The organism is Aeromonas sp. 130281, assembly GCF_056642115.1.
Map to the genome: position 1 here is coordinate 278,437 of NZ_JBWVQS010000005.1, position 20,562 is coordinate 298,998.

Annotated in this window: 4 protein-coding genes; 1 reads left to right on the forward strand and 3 read right to left on the reverse strand. The window is 63.9% G+C overall.

Annotation, left to right across the window (positions count from 1 at the left end; all coding sequences use genetic code 11):
• The first annotated feature begins 543 nt into the window (after positions 1-543).
• The gene (locus AC1IN8_RS15195) at positions 544-15,948 is read left to right on the forward strand and encodes a retention module-containing protein (RefSeq protein ID WP_479759454.1); all 15,405 of its coding nucleotides are present in this window, start codon (positions 544-546) and stop codon (positions 15,946-15,948) included.
• Between the two features lie 282 nt (positions 15,949-16,230).
• Here AC1IN8_RS15195 and glpC read toward each other — a convergent pair whose 3' ends face one another.
• From glpC to glpA, 3 genes are all read right to left on the reverse strand, one after another.
• Positions 16,231-17,433, reverse strand: a complete 1,203-nt coding sequence (gene glpC, locus AC1IN8_RS15200) for an anaerobic glycerol-3-phosphate dehydrogenase subunit GlpC (RefSeq protein WP_265435782.1) — start codon at positions 17,431-17,433, stop codon at positions 16,231-16,233.
• 103 nt (positions 17,434-17,536) lie between these two features.
• Entirely contained in the window at positions 17,537-18,814 is a 1,278-nt protein-coding gene (glpB, locus tag AC1IN8_RS15205; RefSeq protein ID WP_247625996.1) for a glycerol-3-phosphate dehydrogenase subunit GlpB, read from the reverse strand.
• Entirely contained in the window at positions 18,811-20,487 is a 1,677-nt protein-coding gene (gene glpA / locus AC1IN8_RS15210) for an anaerobic glycerol-3-phosphate dehydrogenase subunit A (RefSeq protein ID WP_479759457.1), read from the reverse strand. The genes glpB and glpA overlap by 4 nt, the downstream gene beginning before the upstream one ends.
• Positions 20,488-20,562 lie beyond the last annotated feature (75 nt).

A 20,562-nucleotide genomic window follows, 5' to 3' on the forward strand; every position in this document is an offset into this window, starting at 1 on the left:
ATCAATTGGCATGGGGGGCTAATGCAAAAAGTGAGATCCAGGTTGAATTATTGAGCCCAATCTGGTGGTTATCCCCGTCACCTCATCCATGGTGATCTGCTGCGGCTGGCCGGCGCCTCGGGGAAGCAGGGGCGTGCCAAAGGGTGGAAGAGCAGGTGGATGGCCTCTTTGGCCTGAGCTTCTGTCAAGTAAAAATGAATATTTATTCTTTGTTTCTGCTGGGGATGGAGGACTCACCTTCCCCTGGTGAAATAGTGGGAAAGCCTGGCCGGGGGCGGGCAGGTCAGGAGTTGTCGTATGGATGGGTATCAGGAGAGCCATGTTTTTCATCTGGGGCGTGAAAAAGGGTATCTATCCCGAGATATCCCGTGAATGGCAGCACTTTATTGAATTTAATAGGAAGGTTTACGGCATTTACTTTCGATATTTTCGAAAATGGCGAAGGGATCTGTGTCGGCAGAGGCGGTAAAATAGCCGCCTGTCACGGTGACGTCCTGTACCCTTGTGGGTCTGGGCTGTCTGTGTTTACCCGTTGGAGGATGTATGGCTGAGCTGCGAATAGAGAAACCGACTCTTGTTACCCAGGTGGAGGGCACCGTGCTGGTGATGGATGCCGATGGCTCCTTGCACCGCGCCACTCTGGGGATGCAGCTGCTGCCGGGCATGCGCCTGCTCACCGAAGGGGACGGGCGCTTCGAGCTGGCCGATCCCGCGAAGACCCCGGACGCCGACCAGTCCGAGCTGGCGCAGGCAGAACCGAACGTGGCCATGGATCCCGACCTGGCCAGCCTGCAGGAGGCCATCCGTCAGGGGGCCGACCCGACCGAGTTGTTTGAAGAGACCGCGGCCGGTAACGCGGCAGCCGCCACGGGTGGCGGTGTGGTCGGCTCCAGTGCCGGCGGCTTCGTGGTAGTGGATCTCAACAGCGAATATACCCTGGCGGAGTCTGGCTTTGACACCGACCATCAGGGCGCCCAGCCAGGGGACGAGCTGCTCTATTCGGAAGATCAGGATCTCCTGGCAGCTATCACCATCACCGAACCCCAGACCGACGACAACATCATCAACGCCGACGAGGCGGCCGGCGTCATCATTCGCGGCTTTGTCGAGGACGTCGAGGTGGGCCAGACGGTGACCGTCACCCTGATCGATCAGGATGGCAATCGCCTGACCACCACCACAGTGGTGCTGCCGGGCTTCGTCTGGGAGGCAAACTTCGGCGACGTCACCGGCAAGCTGGTGGACGGCCCGCTCACCATAGTGGCCGATACCCAGGATGCGGCCGGCAACCGGGCCAGCGACACCGGCCAGACCCTGCTCGACACCATCACCACCATCACGCTGGATCTCACCGACGAGAGCGACACCGGCGCCAGCCAGGTGGACGATCTGACCCGCGACACCACGCCGCTGCTGCAAGGGAAGGGAGAGCCCGGTGCCACCGTCACCCTGAGCCTCGGCGGCAATGTGCTGACCGTGCTCACCGTGGACGGCAACGGCAACTGGCAATACCAGATCCCCACTACCCTGGCCGATGGTGCCTATGATTTTCGCGTCGATTCTGTGGACATCGCCGGTAACCGGGCCAGCGACACCCTGACCGTCACCGTCGACACCCGTGCCGGCATCGACATCGACGATCTCGACACCCAGAGCCTGCTGGGCCAGGGCAATGTCATCCTGAGCGGCAGCACCACAGAGGTGGAAGCTGGCCAGCGCGTCACCATCACCCTCATCGGCCAGAACGGCCAGACCCTCTATAGCGGCAGCGCCCTGGTGGAGAGCGACGGCCGCTGGCAGCTCAATGGCCTGGATCTCTCCGGCATTCAAGGCCCCTTCGAGGTACGCGCCGAGGTGACGGATCTGGCGGGGAACCGGGTGATCGACGGCGCCCCCCTCATCGGCCAGAGCGATACCCTGACCCTGTCCGAGGCGGATCTGGCCAAGGGCCCGGTGAGCGCCACCGGCTCCCTGCACACGGGGGCTGGCCTGGATGGCAACCTGCAGGTGAGTTTCGGCGCCGATCAGAGCGCCCTCGAACAGCTCGGCCTCACCAGCCAGGGCGCGGCCCTCGGCTACCAGATAAGCGGCCAGACCCTGACCGCGAGCGCGGGGGGCATCACCGTCTTCACCCTGACCTTGGCCAATGACGGCAGCTATCGCATCGTCTGGAACCAGAGTCTGGATCACGGCCAGGACAGCCAGAGCCTGCCGTTCTCCCTCGAATACCGCGACAGCGACGGGAATCTGGTGAGTGCCAATCTCACCGTCAAGCTGGTGGACAGCACGCCGCCGGACTTCACCATAGCCCCCATTTCGCTCACGGAAGACGGCTTCACCCAGCAGGGCGCCGTGGTGGGCCAGAGCGAGTTCGTGGTGGGCCATCAGGCCGATCCCCTGCTGGCGGACTCCCTTGCCTTTGCCGATCAGGCCGCGACGCTCACTCGTCTGAACGGCAGCGGGCTCAGCAGCGACGGCCATGTGCTCAGCTTCGAGTTCGGCAGCGATCGCCTGCTCACCGGCTTTTACATCGATGATCAGGGCAGTCGCATTGACGTGATCAAGGCCGAGCTGAGTGCCAGCCAGTCTGGCAGCGACATCGACGGCAAGGTGACCGTTTCCCTCAATGGGCCTCTGGATCATCAGGGCAGCGACAACCTTTCCCTGGGGCTCACCGTCTCGGCCAAGGAGATCGACGGTGACGAGACCCGCGCCGATCTGGTGGTCTCCATCAACGACGGCGTGGATCCCAGCCTCGGCATCGACAGCGGCATCAGTCTGCAGGAAGGGGGCGCCAGCCACTCCCTGGATGGCCAGCTGCCGGTCAATGTGGGCAGCGATCGCCTGGTGTCCCTGAACTTCGAGGGGAACCAGCCCGCCCTGGATGGTCTCACCAGCGGCGGCAAGCCGACCAGCTATCAGGTCAATGGCAATGTCATCACCCTGCTGGATGCGGGCGGCAAGACGGTGCTGACCGTGACCCTGGACTTGGACGGCAAGTACCATGTGAAGCTCGATGGCGTGCTGGATCAACCGGTGGGCACCAACAGCGTCAACCTGGGGCTGCAGGTGCAGGGCACCGACTTTGACGGCGACCAGAGCAACCTCGGTACCCTCAACATCCAGATCACCGACGGCGCCTTGCCCCAGGTCGACCCCGTTTCTCTCACCCTGGTGGAGGACAGCGACTGGAGCGCGGCCCAGACCCTGTCCGGTGATCTGAACATCACCGCCGGCAGCGATCCCCTTGCCAGCATCAGCTTCGATGCCAGCCAGCCGGGCCTGCTGGGGCTCACCAGCGGCGGGCAGCCGGTCGTTATAAGCGTCAGCGGCAACAGCATCAGCGGCGCGGTCAACGGCCAGAATGTGTTTACCCTGACGCTGGATCAGAAAGGTCACTACATCTTTACCCTGAACCAGCCGCTGGATCAGGGCAGCGCGGACAGCCTGCTGAAGACGGGCTTTACCCTCACCGACAGCGATGGGGATACCGTGTCCTCTTCCCTGAGCGTCACCATCGGCGACGGCGCCAATCCGGTGATCAGCGCCGTGACCGGCACCGCCATGACGGAGGCCAATCAAGGGGCCAAGGATGTGGTCAGCCACATGAGCTTCACCGTGAGCCACGGCTCCGATGCGCTCGATGCAAGCAGCCTGAAATTCGACATTTCAGCCATCCAGCAGAGCCTGGACGGTAAATACAGCAGCCACGGCAGCCCGGTAACCTTCACCCTGGATGCCAATGGGGATCTGGTGGGTACCAGCGCGGATGGCCGCGAGGTGCTGCGCGCCGAGCTTGATCTGGTGGACAACAACGGCAACTGGAGCGTCACCAGCAAGGTGACCTTGAGCGCCGAGCTGGATCACCAGGGCGGCGAGTCCCTCGACTTGCCGCTGACCGTGACCCTGACCGACAAGGACGGGGACAGGGTCTCCACCGACTTGCCGCTCACCATCAAGGACGGCAATGCGCCCGGCTTTGTGGCGGGCAGCGGGGTGAGCCTGGATGAAGGCAACCTCGATGGCAACACTCCCCTGACCGGCACCGGTCACTTTACCGTGGACGCGGGCTCGGATCGGGTGAGCGAGGTGTCGTTCGCCGACATCGCAGAGCAACCGGCCCTGACCGCCCTAGGCCAGAGCGTGAAATACGAACTGGTGGACGGCGATGCCGGCATCCCGGGCAACCAGATCCTCAAGGGCTATGTGGAAGTGAACGGGGTGCGGGTCGAGGTGCTGCAGGTGGAGATCAGCGGCAAGCTCGACAACGCCGCCAGCAACTCGTTCGACTACAAGGTGACCCTGTTCGAGGGGGTACACCAGGCCAATGGCAGCAGCACCGAGCTGCCGTTCAAGATCAATGTCGTCGACAGCGACAAGGGGGCGGGCAACAACGACACCACCTCGGGCACCCTCAATATCAGCATTTCGGAAGGCGACAAACCGACCCTCAGCCTCACCGGCGTGACCCTGACCGAGGGGCGCTTCGATGGGGCCGCGAACAACCAGACCGCGGACGACCAGCAGGCCACCGGCACCCTGACCATCAAGGCGGATTCGGATCCCGTGGTGGACGTGCGCCTGACTCTCTCCGGTCAGGTCGTGGATGCAAGCGGCAAGGCCATCACCCACAACGGCGAGACCCTGATCTGGCAGGAGGTGCCGGGCAGCAACGGCCACAGCTTCCAGGGGGTCACCGCGAGCGGCACCCTGGTGCTGAGCGTCACCCTGCCGAGCGTGCCGGGCCGCATTGAGGCGCATACCGACGCGACCCTGGATTACCAGATCACCGTGCACACCAACCTGGATCACGGCGCCGACGACAGGCTGAATCTGACCCTGCCGGTGCCGGTGCAGGTGACCGACAGCGACGGCTCGGTGATCACCGGAAATACCACGGCAGTGATCACCGATGCGGCCGATCCGAATCTCGGCATCGACACGGGTGTAACTCTGCAGGAAGGGGGCGCCAGCCAGTCCCTGGATGGTCAGCTGCCGGTCAATGTGGGCAGCGACCGCCTGGTGTCCCTGAACTTCGAGGGGAACCAGCCTGCACTGGATGGTCTCACCAGCGGCGGCAAGCCGACCAGCTATCAGGTCAATGGCAACCAGATCACCCTGCTGGATGCGAGTGGCAAGACCATTCTGACAGTGACCCTGGATCTGGACGGCAAGTACCATGTGAAGCTCGATGGCGTGCTGGATCAACCTGTGGGCACCAACAGCGTCAACCTGGGACTGCAGGTGCAGGGCACCGATTTTGACGGCGACAAGAGCAATCTCGGCACCCTCAATATCCAGATCACCGACGGCGCCTTGCCCCAGGTCGACCCCGTTTCCCTGACTCTGGTGGAGGACAGCGACTGGAGCGCCGGTCAGACCCTGACCGGGGATCTCGATATCACCGCTGGCAGCGATCCCCTTGCCAGCATCAGCTTCGATGCCAGCCAGCCGGGCCTGCAGGGGCTCACCAGCGGCGGCCAACCCGTTGTCATCAGCATCAGCGGCAACAGCATCAGTGGCGCGGTCAACGGCCAGAATGTGTTTACCCTGACGCTGGATCAGAAAGGTCACTACGTCTTTACCCTGAACCAGCCGCTGGATCAGGGCAGTGCGGACAGCCTGCTGAAGGCGGGCTTTACCCTCACCGACAGCGATGGGGATACCGTGTCCTCTTCCCTGAGCGTCGCCATCGGGGATGGCGCCAACCCGGTGATCAGCGCCGTGACCGGCACCTCCATGACGGAGGCCAACCAAGGGGCGAAGGATGTGGTCAGCCACATGAGCTTCACCGTGAGCCACGGCTCCGATGCCCTGGCCCCCGACAGCCTCAAGTTCGATATCAACGCCATCCAGCAGAGCCTGGATGGTAAATACAGCAGCCACGGCAGCCCGGTAACCTTCACCCTGGATGCCAATGGGGATCTGGTGGGCACCAGTGCGGACGGCCGCGAGGTGCTGAGGGCCGAGCTGGATCTGGTGGACAACAACGGCAACTGGAGCGTCACGGCCAAGGTTGTCTTGAGCGCCGAGCTGGATCACCAGGGTAGCGAGTCTTTGGATCTGCCGCTCACCGTGACCCTGACCGACAAGGACGGGGACAGGGTCTCCACCGACTTGCCGCTCACCATCAAGGATGGCAATGCGCCCGGCTTTGTGGCGGGCAGCGGGGTGAGCCTGGATGAAGGCAACCTCAATGGCAGTAATACCTTGACCGGCACCGGTCACTTCACCGTGGACGCGGGCTCGGATCGGGTGAGCGAGGTCTCCTTTGCGGATGTGAACGAGCAGCCGGCCCTGACCGCACTGGGCCAGAGCGTGAAATACGAGCTGGTGGACGGCGATGCCGGCATCCCGGGCAACCAGATCCTCAAGGGCTATGTGGAAGTGAACGGGGTGCGGGTCGAGGTGTTGCAGGTGGAGATCAGCGGCAAGCTCGACAACGCCGCCAGCAATCGCTTCGACTACAAGGTGACCCTGTTCGAGGGGGTACATCAGGCCAATGGCAGCAGCACCGAGCTGCCGTTCAAGGTCAATGTCGTCGACAGCGACAAGGGGGCGGGCAACAACGACACCACCTCGGGCATCCTCAACATCAGCGTTGCGGAAGGGGACAAGCCGACCCTCAGCCTCACCGGGGTGACCCTGACCGAGGGGCGCTTCGATGGGGCCGCCAGCAACCAGACCGCGGACGACCAGCAGGCCACCGGCACCCTGACCATCAAGGCGGATTCGGATCCCGTGGTGGACGTGCGCCTGACCCTCTCCGGCCAGGTTGTGGATGGGAGTGGCAAGGCCATCACCCATAACGGCGAGACCCTGATCTGGCAGGAGGTGCCGGGCAGCAACGGCCACAGCTTCCAAGGGGTGACCGCGAGCGGCACCCTGGTGCTGAGCGTGACCCTGCCGAGCGTGCCGGGCAGCATAGCGGCCCACAGCTCGGCGACCCTTGATTACCAGATCACCGTACACACCAACCTGGATCACGGCGCCGACGACAGGCTCAACCTGACCCTGCCGGTGCAGGTGACCGACAGCGACGGCTCGGTAATCACTGGCAATACCACGGCAGTGATCACAGATGCGGTCGATCCGAGCCTCGGCATCGACAGCGGCATCAGCCTGCAGGAAGGGGGCGCCAGCCAGTCCCTGGATGGCCAGCTGCCGGTCAATGTGGGCAGCGATCGCCTGGTGTCCCTGAATTTCGAGGGGAACCAGCCCGCCCTGGATGGTCTCACCAGCGGCGGCAAGCCGACCAGCTATCAGGTCAATGGCAACCAGATCACCCTGCTGGATGCGAACGGCAAGACGGTGCTGACCGTGACCCTGGATCTGGACGGCAAGTACCATGTGAAGCTCGATGGCGTGCTGGATCAACCTGTGGGCACCAACAGCGTCAACCTGGGACTGCAGGTACAGGGCAGCGATTTTGACGGGGACAAGAGCAATCTCGGCACCCTCAATATCCAGATCACCGACGGCGCCTTGCCCCAGGTCGACCCGGTTTCCCTGACTCTGGTGGAGGACAGCGACTGGAGCACGGCCCAGACCCTGACCGGGGATCTCGATATCACCGCCGGCAGCGACCCCCTTGCCAGCATCAGCTTCGATGCCAGCCAGCCGGGCCTGCAGGGGCTCACCAGCGGCGGCCAACCCGTTGTCATCAGCATCGGCGGCAACAGCATCAGCGGCGCGGTCAACGGCCAGAATGTGTTCACCCTGACGCTGGATCAGAAAGGTCACTACGTCTTCACCCTGAACCAGCCGCTGGATCAGGGCAGTGCCGACAGCCTGCTGAAGGCGGGCTTTACCCTCACCGACAGCGATGGGGACAAAGTCTCTTCCACCCTGAGCGTTGCCATCGGGGATGGCGCCAATCCGGTGATCAGCGCCGTGACCGGCACCGCCATGACGGAGGCCAACCAGGGGGCTAAGGATGTGGTCAGCCACATGAGCTTCACCGTGAGTCACGGCGCTGATGCGCTCGATGCAAACAGCCTGAAATTCGATATTTCGGCCATCCAGCAGAGCCTGGACGGCAAATACAGCAGCCACGGCAGTCCGGTGACCTTCACCCTGGATGCCAATGGGGATCTGGTGGGCACCAGCGCGGATGGCCGCGAGGTGCTGCGCGCCGAGCTGGATCTGGTGGACAACAACGGCAACTGGAGCGTCAGCGCCAAGGTTGTCTTGAGCGCCGAGCTGGATCACCAGGGTAGCGAATCCCTCGACTTACCGCTGACCGTGACCCTGACCGACAAGGACGGGGACAGGGTCTCCACCGACTTGCCACTCACCATCAAGGATGGCAATGCGCCCGGCTTTGTGGCTGGCCCCGGCGTCAATCTGGATGAGCGTGGGCTCGATGGCAGCAATACCCTGACCGGCACCGGTCACTTTACCGTGGACGCGGGCTCGGATCGGGTGAGCGAGGTCTCCTTTGCGAATGTGAACGAGCAGCCGGCCCTGACCGCCCTGGGCCAGAGCGTGAAATACGAACTGGTGGACGGCGATGCTGGCATCCCGGGCAACCAGATCCTCAAGGGCTATGTGGAAGTGAACGGGGTGCGGGTCGAGGTGCTGCAGGTGGAGATCAGCGGCAAGCTCGACAACGCTGCCAGCAATGGCTTCGACTACAAGGTGACCCTGTTCGAGGGGGTACACCAGGCCAATGGCAGCAGCACCGAGCTGCCATTCAAGATCAATGTCGTCGACAGCGACAAGGGGGCGGGCAACAACGACACCACCTCGGGCACCCTCAACATCAGCATTTCGGAAGGGGACAAGCCGACCCTCAGCCTCACCGGCGTCACCCTGACCGAGGGGCGCTTCGATGGGGCTGCGAACAACCAGACCGCGGACGACCAGCAAGCCACCGGCACCCTGACCATCAAGGCGGATTCGGATCCCGTGGTGGACGTGCGCCTGACCCTCTCCGGTCAGGTTGTGGATGCCAGCGGCAAGGCCATCACCCACAACGGTGAGACCCTGACTTGGCAGGAGGTGCCGGGCAGCAACGGCCACAGCTTCCAGGGGGTCACCGCGAGCGGCACCCTGGTGTTGACTGTCACCCTGCCGAGCGTGCCGGGCAGCATAGCGGCCCACAGCTCGGCGACCCTGGATTACCAGATCACCGTACACACCAACCTGGATCACGGCGCCAACGACAGGCTCAACCTGACCCTGCCGGTGCAGGTGACCGACAGCGACGGCTCGGTGATCACCGGCAATACCACGGCGGTGATCACCGATGCGGCCGATCCCGTGATCAGCTCCATCGGGAGCGTCACCGTCAAGGAGTCGGATCTCAATGGTGGCAGTGGTCAGCACGTCGGCACCAGCCCGTCCGGAACGGGGGAGATCGCCGTCGGCCAGGTGACGATCGCCGCCGGGAGCGATCGGGTTGCCGGCCTGCAACTGGATGTGGCCCGCTTCAATGCCTTGAACACGCTCAGCTCAGGGGGCAAGGCAGTGACCCTCAGCGCCGACAGCCAGCCGGGTGTCTACGTTGGCAAGGACAGCGGGGGCAAGCTCATCTTCAAGCTGACCCTGGATGTCTCCGGCCGCTATACCTTCGAGCTGACCGGCAACCTGGATCACAGTGTCCAGGGCAAGGATCTGCTGGATATCCAGCTGCCGTTGCAGGCCCTGGACAGCGATGGGGATCTCAGCGCCGAGGTGATAGGCCATGTGAGCGTGCAGGATGACGTGCCGGTGGCCGTGGATGCGGGCAAGACCCTGAACGAGGGCGGCAAGGTGAGCGGCGATCTGCTGGCCACCGCCAATGAAGGTGCTGACGATGCCGTGATCAGGTCGGTCACCATCAATGGCACCCCGCACCCCATCGCCGCCAAGGGCGACACCACCATTACGGTCACAGACAGCACTGGGCAGACCATAGGCACCCTGGTGATCAACGCCGAGGGGAAATACAGCTTCACCGCCCGGGCTGATATAGATCACAGCAATAACACCCTGGTGCAGAAGGTCGACTTCCACCTGGTGGATGGGGATGGGGATACCGATGACGGGGTCCTGACCCTGACCATCAGGGACGAGGCGGGCAAGCTCACCGTCAGCGCCGTCACCGGTGCCGAGGATGCGGGGGCCAATGACCCCACTCATGGCATTCCCATCACCATGGATCTGGACATAGGCGACTACGATCGGGGCGAGTTCGTCGAGAAATTGCTTATCCAGGCGCCGGCCAATGCCCAGGGCATCTTCTACTACAACGGAGTATCGCTCACGACGGTGACTCAGGGTGGCAAGACCTGGTACCAGGTGCCGCCAGCGGCGATGCAAGCCGTTGTCGGTACCAACGACAAGTTCGAACTCAAGGGCGTGACCTTTGTGCCCGATCACGACTACTCGAGCTACAACGATGGCGGCAACCCGCTGCGCTTCCCGGTGCAGCTGCAGGTCGGTGTCACCGAGGGGAACAAGCCCCCGGTGCTGACCGGTAACCTGGATATCACTGTGCAGGGCATTGCCGACAAGCCGCTCTGGGATGGGGCAAGCACCCACCAGCACTACAGCACGAACGAGGACAGCACCGGCATTTCCCTCAACGTGCAGGCCAACCTGACGGATACCGATGGCTCCGAGACGTTGAGCTACCAGATCACGTGGGCGTCCGGCGAGGGCAGCCTGACCCTGAACGGCAAGGTGCTCACACCCGATGCAAACGGCCTGGTGACCGTCTCAGCGGGGGAGATCAACAAGGTCACCGTGGTGCCCGGCAAGGACTACAGCGGCGACATCAAGCTCGTTGTGACCCCGGTCAGCACGGAGAAAACCCCAGTGGTCACCGGCCAGGAGACGGCCCTCGGCGATCCGCTGGAGGTGGTGATCAACGTCAACCCGCAGGCGGATGATGCCAAGCTGACGGTGCGCGACATCCAGGGCAAGGAAGACAACCTGCTGGATCTGGGCAGCAAGATAGTGCTCGCCCATCTGGGGGACACCACGGACGGTTCCGAGCAGATGTTCGTGCGCATCAGCGGCCTGCCCGCCGGTGCCACCCTCTGGCTCGGCGGCGTGGCGGTCACCCTGGATGCGAACGGTTATTACGAGGTGCCCTATGCCCGTATCGGCGAGCTCAAGCTGGAGCCGCCGAAGGACAGCAACGTCGACTTCGATCTCGGTATCCAGGGGGTGGTGAAAGATACCGCCACCCTGACCGATGCCAACGGTCAGACCCATACAGTGGTCAACGAGAAGGTGACCGGCAGCCAGAACCTGCATGTGGATCTGGTGGGGGTGGTAGATGAGCCTCACTTCAATCTGGATAGCACCGGCTGGAGCCAGGATGGCAAGGGCTATGTCACCACCATAGGGGAAGATGGCAAGGCGCCGCTGGACTTCAAACTGGCGTCGGGAGAGACGACGGGCGATGGCTCCGAAACCCTCAACCTGGTGCTGGAAGGCTTGCCGGAAGGAGCCAAGGTGTTCGATGGCAACGGCAAGGAGCTGACCCTGACCTTCGCCGGGCTCGACGCCCAGGGCAAGCCGACCTATCAGGTCGACGTCTCGAGTCTGGGCAACCTGCAGATCCAGCCGCCCCCCAACAGCACCGCCGACATCCACCTCATCGGCCACGTGGTGGTGACCGAGAACGACGGGGATCACAAGAGCTTCGATGTGCCGCTCACCATCAAGGTGGAGCCGGTGATCGACGCCGGTGACTATGCCAAGACCAGCCAGGGTCTGGAGGATCAGTTCACCGTCCTCGACTGGCAGCCGGACCTCACCGACGGCGCCGAAAAGGTGACTCACCTCAGTCTCTCCGGCATAGAGCCAGGTTACGAGATCTGGATCCGCGCAGGTGGGGTTGAGACCCAGCTCACCGTGAACGGCGGTGCGGTGGCGTTGAGTGACGCTGATCTGAAGAGCCTGCTCGGCGGCGGTCAGCTGCTGGTGAAGGGACCGGAGGACAGCGACAGGGACACCACTATCCAGAGCCATGTCACCGTGACTCAGAAGGATGTGGATTCCAATGTTGTAGTCAGCAAAGAGGTCAATGGTCAGCTGCATGTGGATATCCAGGCCGTGGTCGAACCCGATGGCAATCTGGTACAGATTGGCGGCGCGCTGGAGAGCCCGGACGGGCACGATATTCCGCTCAATGGCGTCTTCGTGTTCGAGGATCTGGATCCCAGCAGCGTCGAGACCATCGACTATCTGGTGATCAGCGATCTGCCCCCCGGCTTCGTGGTGGTGGGGGGGATCAACGATGGCCAGGGCAACTGGACAGTGCCGAACAGTGCCCTTGGGAGCTTCTCCCTGCGCTCGCCGGATGACTACAAAGGCACAGTCACCTTCAAGGTCAGCGCCAGGGTGATCGATCTTGGCGACAACAACGAAGGGGATGTGAGCGCCCCGGCTTATCGGGAGCTCACCGCTAGCGCCGAGTTCAAAGACGCGACCCACTCGGGCCAGGTGGCCGCCGATGTCGATTTTGACAACAGCGCCCCCATCACAGGGGTGGAAGATCACGGTGTCAACTTCGGCAGTCAGCTCAAGAGCATGGTGACCCTGGGCACGGCGGACATCGGGGATGACGAGCTCAGCATCGTCATCACGGGTCTGCCGTCGGACGTCAATGTGCAGGGGCTCACCTTCGACTTCGTCAACGGCGAGTACTTGATCAAGCTGCCAAATGGCCTCGGCGATCTCGACCGTCTGACCCTGACCCTGCCGGAAGACTATGCCGGTGACGGCCTGCGCTTCAACGTGCGTCTGGTCAATACCGACACGGTGAGCGGTGATATCAAGCAGGTGGAGAAGGACGTCACCCTCTCCATCACCCCCGAGGTGGACATCAAGGGCGGCGCCGATGGTCTACCCGAGCTGCACCTGCAGGTGAAGGATGTGAACGGCGACGGCCAGCCGGACAACCTGGAAGACACCGAGATCCACCTCGATCTCTCGGTCAAGCTGGCGGACATCAGCCCCACGGTGGCCGACGGTGGTCTGGAGACGGTGGAGAAGGTCACTGTGACCGTCGATGCCCAGTACGGCCATTTCCTCGATGGCAACGGCCTGCCGGTCAACACCCTGGTGGTGGATGCCAACGGCCTCAAGGATCTGGTGTTCGTGCCCAAGCAGCACTTCAGCGGTCAGGTCCCCCTGGAGATCAAGGTGGACATTCTGGACACCGCCACCACGGGGACGGATCGCGGCAGCTGGAGCGGCAATGCCAGCTTCGAGGTGCTGCCGGTCAACGATCCGGCCCAGCTTACGGTGAAGGATGTGAGCGGCAACGAGGATGGCAGCGTCAACCTCGGCGGACTAGGCGCGACCCTGATCGACAATGATGGCTCCGAGCAGATAGTGGCGCTGCAGATCAAGGGGGTACCGGACGGCTTCACCCTGTCGGCTCCGGCGGTCAACAACGGCGGCGGCGTCTGGCAGGTGCCGGTGGGCACAGATTTCTCCAAGCTGACCCTGATCCCGCCGGCAGACTTCAGCGGCAGCGTGGAGCTCACCCTGAGCGCCTTCACCCTGGACAAGGGGCTGACCCTGCCTCTTGAGACCAGCGGCAGCTTTACCGTCACCGTCAACCCGGTGGGGGATCCCATCATCGCCGACATTCAAGACAAGGCGAGTGGCACCGAGGGGGATGTGATCACCCTGAACCTGGGGCTGGAGACCAAGGACACCCAGGCCACCGGCGGCAGCGCCACCAATGTTAACGAGAACGGCCCGGAGCAGGTGCGAGTCACCATCGAAGGGGTACCCGATGGCGCCGAAATTCGCCTGCCAAACGGGGTCAATGGCACTGTGGTGGATCTGGGCGGCGGTGTCTGGCAGGTCACCACGGAGGGCACCAAGCTGGCTGCCGTGGAGCTGGTGACCAAGGATGCCAATGGCACCCTGGATCTCAAGGTGACGGCCCAGAGCCTGGACAACGGCGCCCTTGGCCCAGAGGTCAACGGCACCATCCAGGTGGAGGTGAGCCCGGTCAACGACGCCCCCATCAACGTGCTGCCAACGGATCCCCAGGTGGCGCAGGAGGACAAGCCCTTCGTCATCCAGGGTCTGCAGGTGAAGGATGTGGACGCGGGCAGCGGCACCATGGAGGTGCGTCTGTCGGTGGAACACGGCACCCTCAACCTGCCGGCAGGGAGCGGCGTGACCGTGACCGGCAACGGCACCGGATCTCTGGTGCTGACCGGCTCCCTGGCGGATCTCAATGCCTTGCTCTCCGGTGGTGTGACCTATCAGGGCAATCCGGACTATCACGGCAACGACAACCTGACCATGGTCACCAATGACAATGGCAACACCGGCAGCGGCGGTGCCCTGAGTGACACCGACGTGCTCCCCATCGAGGTGCAGCCGGTCAACGACGCCCCCGTCAACGTGCTGCCGGACACCCCTCAGGTGGCGCAGGAGGATACTCCCTTTGTCATCAAGGGCCTGCAGGTACAGGACGTGGATGCGGGCAGCAGCCCCATGGAGGTGCGTCTGTCGGTCCTGCACGGCACCCTGGTGCTGGCGGACGGCAGCGGGGTGACAGTGGTCGGCAGCGGCAGCGATACCCTGGTGCTGAGCGGATCGCAAGACGCCATCAATGCCTTGCTGGCGGGGGGCGTGACCTATCAGGGCGAGCAGGACTTCAATGGTCAGGATGCCCTGACCATGGTGACCAATGATCAGGGCAACACCGGCAGCGGTGGCGCCCTGGCCGACACCGGCGTGCTGCCCATCGAGGTGGAGGCGGTCAACGATGCCCCTGTGACCCAGGTGCCGGGGGCCATGCAGGTGAAGGAGGATGGTTCACTGTCCCTCTCCGGGATCAGCGTGAAGGACGTGGATGCGGGCACGGCCCCCATGTCCATGGTGCTGCGGGTCGAGCACGGCGTGCTGACCCTGCTCGGGGCGGCGGGTGCCGTCTCGGTGCAGGGGGCGGGTACCAGCGAGATCACCCTGGTGGGCTCCCTTGATGATCTTAACAACCTCATCAATGGCAATCTGCATTACGAGCCGGCCAAGGACTTCTGGGGACAGGACAACCTGACCATCACCACCTCGGATCAGGGCAATACCGGGTCGGGCGGCGTCCTGACCGACAGCGCCCAGATTGGCATCCAGGTGACCGCAGAGGCAGACGATCCCCAGCTCAGCCTGGGTACCCACGACATCCATACCCTGCAAGGGGCCTGGGTGCCGCTCAACCTGAGCGCCAGCGTGGTCAACCCGGCGCCGGGAGAACTCTCCATCCGCATCCAGAATCTGGGGGGGGCCCAGGTGGTGGACGAGCACGGCCAGAGCGTGGGCCATGCGGACAGCAACGGCGACTGGCTGCTACCGGGGGATCAGTCCGTGCCCCTCTACCTCAGCGGTCTGACGGCGGGGGATCATGCCCTGACCCTGAGTGCGGAATCCAGCGCGGGTGGCAGCACCCTGAGATCGGCCGAGGAGACTCTCAATATCCACAGCCAGAGCGGCCATGATCTGCTGGGCTCGGATCAGAGTGACTGGCTGTTCGGCGCCACCGGTGACGATCGCATTCTGGGCGGCCTGGGGGATGACATGCTCCGGGGCGGTCAGGGCAACGACATCCTGACCGGTGGCGCGGGCAGCGATCTCTTCGTGTGGGGCAGCGGCGATGAGGGGACGGCGGCCTTGCCGGCCATCGACACCGTCACCGACTTCCACCCGGAGGAGGGGGACAAGATAGATCTGGCGGATCTGCTCAAGGGGGTGACCGACAACAGCGTGGATGGCTTGCTGGGCCACCTCTCTGCGTCTGTGACCACGGGCAGCGCGGGCCTGAGCGATGTGAATCTCTCGGTCTCTCCGGCGGGGGATGGTCAGGTTACCCAGCAGATCACCCTGAAGGACGTGGATCTGAGCGGCTGGAACCTGAGCGGCTCCTCCTCTCACGACATACTGCAGTCCATGCTGGATCAGCACAGCCTGATCATCCAGCACCCCTGAATCTGAGGGAGACAGCACCATAGAAAAGAGCCGGCGGTTGCCGGCTCTTCTTTTGCCAGGTTTTTACCCGTCAGCCCCTTTGCTAAACGGGCCGTCCGGCCGGATGTTGGAAGAAGATCTGGCCAGCGCCTGGGCCAGCAGATGGATCGGGTGCTTGCAACGGCAGGTCGGAGTGCTCATCTCGACAAGTCTCTGCCTATGCCCCTGTCTGCCGTCCGCTATACCAACGCCTGGGCCAGCAGGTGGCTGGGGTGCTCGCAGCGAGATAGGGACATGCTCATCTCAAGCCAAGGCTTTGGCCAGCAGATGGATCGGATGTTCGCAGCGGAAGGCGGTGCTCATCTCGATCTGCCACTTGCAGGTCTCGCAGTCGGTGATCACCAGATCGGGCGCCAGCCGGTTTATCTGATCGAACAACCCTTCGCCTATGGTCTGGCTGGTTTCGTAGTTCTCCGACTTGAAGCCGTAGGTGCCGGCGATGCCGCAGCACTGGGACTCCAGCACCGTCACCTTGACCCCGGGAATGGCACGCAAGAGTTCCAGGGTGTAGATGACGCCCCCCATTTTCTCCATGTGGCAGGGAGTGTGGTAGGCGATGTGCAGATTGAGCGGCTTCATCGCCGGCTTGTTGCCCTGGTAGAACTCGTTCCAGATAAAGCGCGTCACTAGCGAGATGCGATCCCGCACCTTGTGGTTGTCCTGCTCCAGCAGGTGGGGGTATTCGTCGCGCAGGGTAAAGCCGCAGGTGGAGGAGGTGGCCAGCAGCGGCATCTCGTTGCCGAGCAGGGAGTTCTCCATCTGCTGGATATTGAACGCCGCCTGGCGCTTGGCCTTGTCCATGAAGCCGTTGGCAATCAGCGGTACGCCGCAGCACTTCTCCCGCGCAAGCAACTGGACGCCGATGTTCATGGCGTTGAGCACCTGCACCAGCTCCTTGCCAAGCTGCGGGTGGTTGTAGTTCACGTAGCAGCCGTGGAAGTAGGCTATCTGGCGCGCATAGCTGGCCTGGGTGGCCTTCTGCTTCTTGTACCAGCCGCGGAAGGTGCCCTGGGAGTATTTGGGCAGGTCGCGGTGGGAGGAGACCCCCAGCGCCTTGTCCAGCACCAGCTTCATCGGCTTGAGGCTTGTGGTGAAGTTGACCACAGGGGCCATCAGGGTGGACATGCTGCCCATGAGATCCGTGTGGGAGAGCACGAACTCGCGTACTCCCGGTTTGAAGCCGCTGTACTGGTGCTTGGCTTTGGCGATGATGTCGCCGATGCGCACCCCGCTCGGGCAGGCCACCTCACAGCGCTTGCAGTTGGTGCAGTGCTTGAGGGCGCTGTCAAAGAGCTCCGGGCTCTTGATCCGCAGCCGCTCCCCATCCGGGCCCGCCTGTTTGGGGCCGGGATAGGCGGGGTTGGCCTTGGCCACCGGGCAGTAGGCGGTACAGACGGTGCATTTGATGCACTGATCGAAGGTTTGGTTGGCATGATCCAGTAGCATGATTTACTCCTCCCGGGCCGGATAAAAAGCGCAAGGGACGCGGCAATGGGATTGTCGAGCGGGCAGTTGGCTGCCCGCAGTCAGGAAGTGAAGGGGAGGCATCTCAGCCCTCCGCCAGAATATGGCCTGCGGCCTGCCAGCCGGTGGCGACGGCGACCCCGGAGCCCGAGCCCTCTTTGACGGGGTCGTAGTGGGCCAGCACGCTGCCGGCGCCATAGAGGTTGGCAAGCGGCTTGCCGCCGCGCAGCACCCGCAGCTGGTCGTCGGTCTTGACCCCAAAGCCCATGAAGGGGTGGTGGTCGAACAGGCGGCGACCTGCCCAGGCGTCGCGCTCGGGCAGGCTCAGGACGTCGGCGTCGAAGATGGGCTCGCGAATGCCCCCGAGGCGGGACTCCAGCCCGCGGCTGAAGAAGCTGCCGGAGGCGAGCACGAAGTGGTCCGCCTCGAACAGCTGATCGTCGCCATTCTGGCTGTGTACGCCTACCACCCTGTCGCCCTCGTAGCGGGCGCCCAGCACCCGCTCGCTGGTGAGGAAGGTGCCGCCGAGGGCCAGGAAGCGGCGCTTGAGGGCCTCCTGCATCCGCATCCCGATAAGGGACGGCGGCATGGTGGCGACCTCCTTGATGGTGCAGCCGGTGCGCTGCTCCAGCTCTGCCAGACGGGGGCCGACCAGCCCCAGGGACAGGCAGGCGGGCAGCACTATATGGCGGCAGCCCGGCTCGCCGCACTCCTGCACCATGCGGCCTATCTCGCGGGCCAGATCCGTCAGCAGGTCCTGCTTGTCGTGCTGCTGTTTGTCAAACAGGCGGGCGATGTCGGCGGATCGGAACTCGTGGGGATTGCGGCTGAACGCGGCGAGCTGTGGCAGGCGAATCTCACCGGTCAGGATGCGGCTGTGGGCGAAGCGCGAGTGGGTCGCCAGATTCGCCGCCGCCAGCGCCGGGTGGAAGTCGCGAAAGCCCTCGAGGGTGGCCAGCAGCAGGACGTCCGGTGCGGGCGCCTCCGTGACGCAGGCGCAGGTCTCGGGGGAGAGCCAGGTCGATTTCAGGGTGCCTATGGGGGTCAGGCGCTGGTGGTTGCGCTCCTGGCGAAACAGGGGCAAACCCTGCAGGGCGCAGTGGCGCTGCAGATCCGCGAGGCTCGCCTCTATGCTGGCAAGGCCCACCTTGCTGTAGGGGTGATCCGGATGGGCCGCCATAAAGGCGGGCAGGGCGGCGCGAGGGTCGCCTTCGCTCTCCAGCAGATCCACCGAGCCGGAGGAGAAGTGCAGGGCGCTCTGGCCCGAGGCCATCAGCAGCGCCTTCTGGCCCGCCTCGGCCAGACGCAGGGCCGCCGACAGGCCTGCCATGCCGCCGCCTATCACGATAGTGTCAAATTTCATGGCTGCACTCCTTGGCTGGATGGGCTGGACGGGGTCCGGGCGAGGGGGAAGGGGGGCTCCGCCACCAGGTGGGGCGCCGTCCACTCCCCCAGACCAAAGAGCCCTTCGTAGATCCAGTAGGTAAACTCGGCTTCGCGCAGGGCATCGCCCCAGAGCACGGGGCGGGTGCCCTTGTAGCGCTCCTCCAGGAACTGGCGCAGCATGACGCAGGCCTCACGGCCATCGGCCTTGCCGTACTCCTGCATCAGGCCGGCGGCGCGGTAGGCGCACAGCTCCCCCTGACAGGGGCCCATGCCCAGACGGGTGCGGCGGCGCAGATCCACCAGGTTGTCCACGTCGAGCTCCCGCAGGGCGTATTCGATTTCGCCAGCGGTGACCATCTCGCACTCGCAGATGAGGGCGTTGGCCTTGGGGTTGTCGCGGAAGAAGGCGATGACCCGCTCGCCGTGGCGGTACTGGGCCGAGCCTTCCACCGGCACCGAGAGACCGGGGGCCGAGACCTTTTCCGGATCCCGCGAGCCGGGCAGATTGAGTTCGGCGGTGCGGCAGGGCCTGTTGTTGCCGAGCTTGCTGGCGACGAGATCCGTGGCCCACTCCGCCATCAGGCGGTAGGTCATCAGCTTGCCGCCGGTGATGGTGTTGAAGCCCTTGAGGCCATCACGCTCGGCATGATCCAGCAGCACTATGCCGCGGCTGATGTTGCGGCCGCTCTCGTCGCCGTCCACCGCCACCAGGGGGCGCACCCCGGCGTAGGCGCGCAGCAAGCGGGTGCGGGCCATGATGGGGGCCAGTTTTATCCCCTCGCGCAGCAGCACCTCCACCTCGTCGGGTTCGACGGTGAGCTGGTCAATCTTGTGGTAATCGATGCGACTCGACGTGGTGCCGATGAGGGAGATGGTGTCGCCCGGCACCAGGATGTCCGCGTCCGCCGGTTTGCGGGCGCGGTTGAGCACCAGCTGGTTGATGCGGTAATCCATGATGAGCAGGGAGCCCTTGGCCGGGAACATGCGGATGCCGAGGTCGGCGTATTCGCAAATTTGCTGGCCCCAGATGCCGGCGGCGTTGATCACCTCCTGGCACTCCACCTCGAACGCCTCGCCGGTGCGGGTATTGATGGCCTTGACCCCGTGCACCCTATCCTGAGTGCGGAGCAGCCCCAGCACCTTGCTGTGGGTGAAGATGCGGGCGCCGTGTTCCTTGGCGTCCAAGACGTTTGCGGCGGCCAGGCGGAAGGGATCGACCGTGCCATCCGGCACATGAATGGCGCCTATCATTGCCGGGTTGGCGTTGGGTTCGAGCCGCAGCGCCTCGCGGGGATCCAGCTGGCGGGTGTCGATACCGGCCTGGGCGCAGGCCTCCATGAAGGTACTTTGGAAATTGATGTCATCTTCCGGCAGGGTGACGAATAGGCCGCCGGTCGCCTCCACGCAGTGGCTGGCGATCCGCTTGAGGATGCGGTTCTCCTGAATGCACTCGCGGGCGGACTCCGGATCCGTCACCGCGTAGCGGGCCCCCGAATGGAGCAGGCCGTGGTTGCGACCCGTGGTGCCTGCGGCGATGTCGTCCCGCTCCAGCAGGATGCAGTCGATGCCGCGCAGCGCGCAGTCGCGCATGATGCCGGCCCCGGTGGCGCCACCCCCTATGATGACGACTTCTGTGGTGATTCTTTTCATTCTTGCCCGTCTCATCTCTTCCAGATGAGGCCAGTGTGGCGCCTGTCTGGCTGAAAATGTTTGATATTGGCCAAA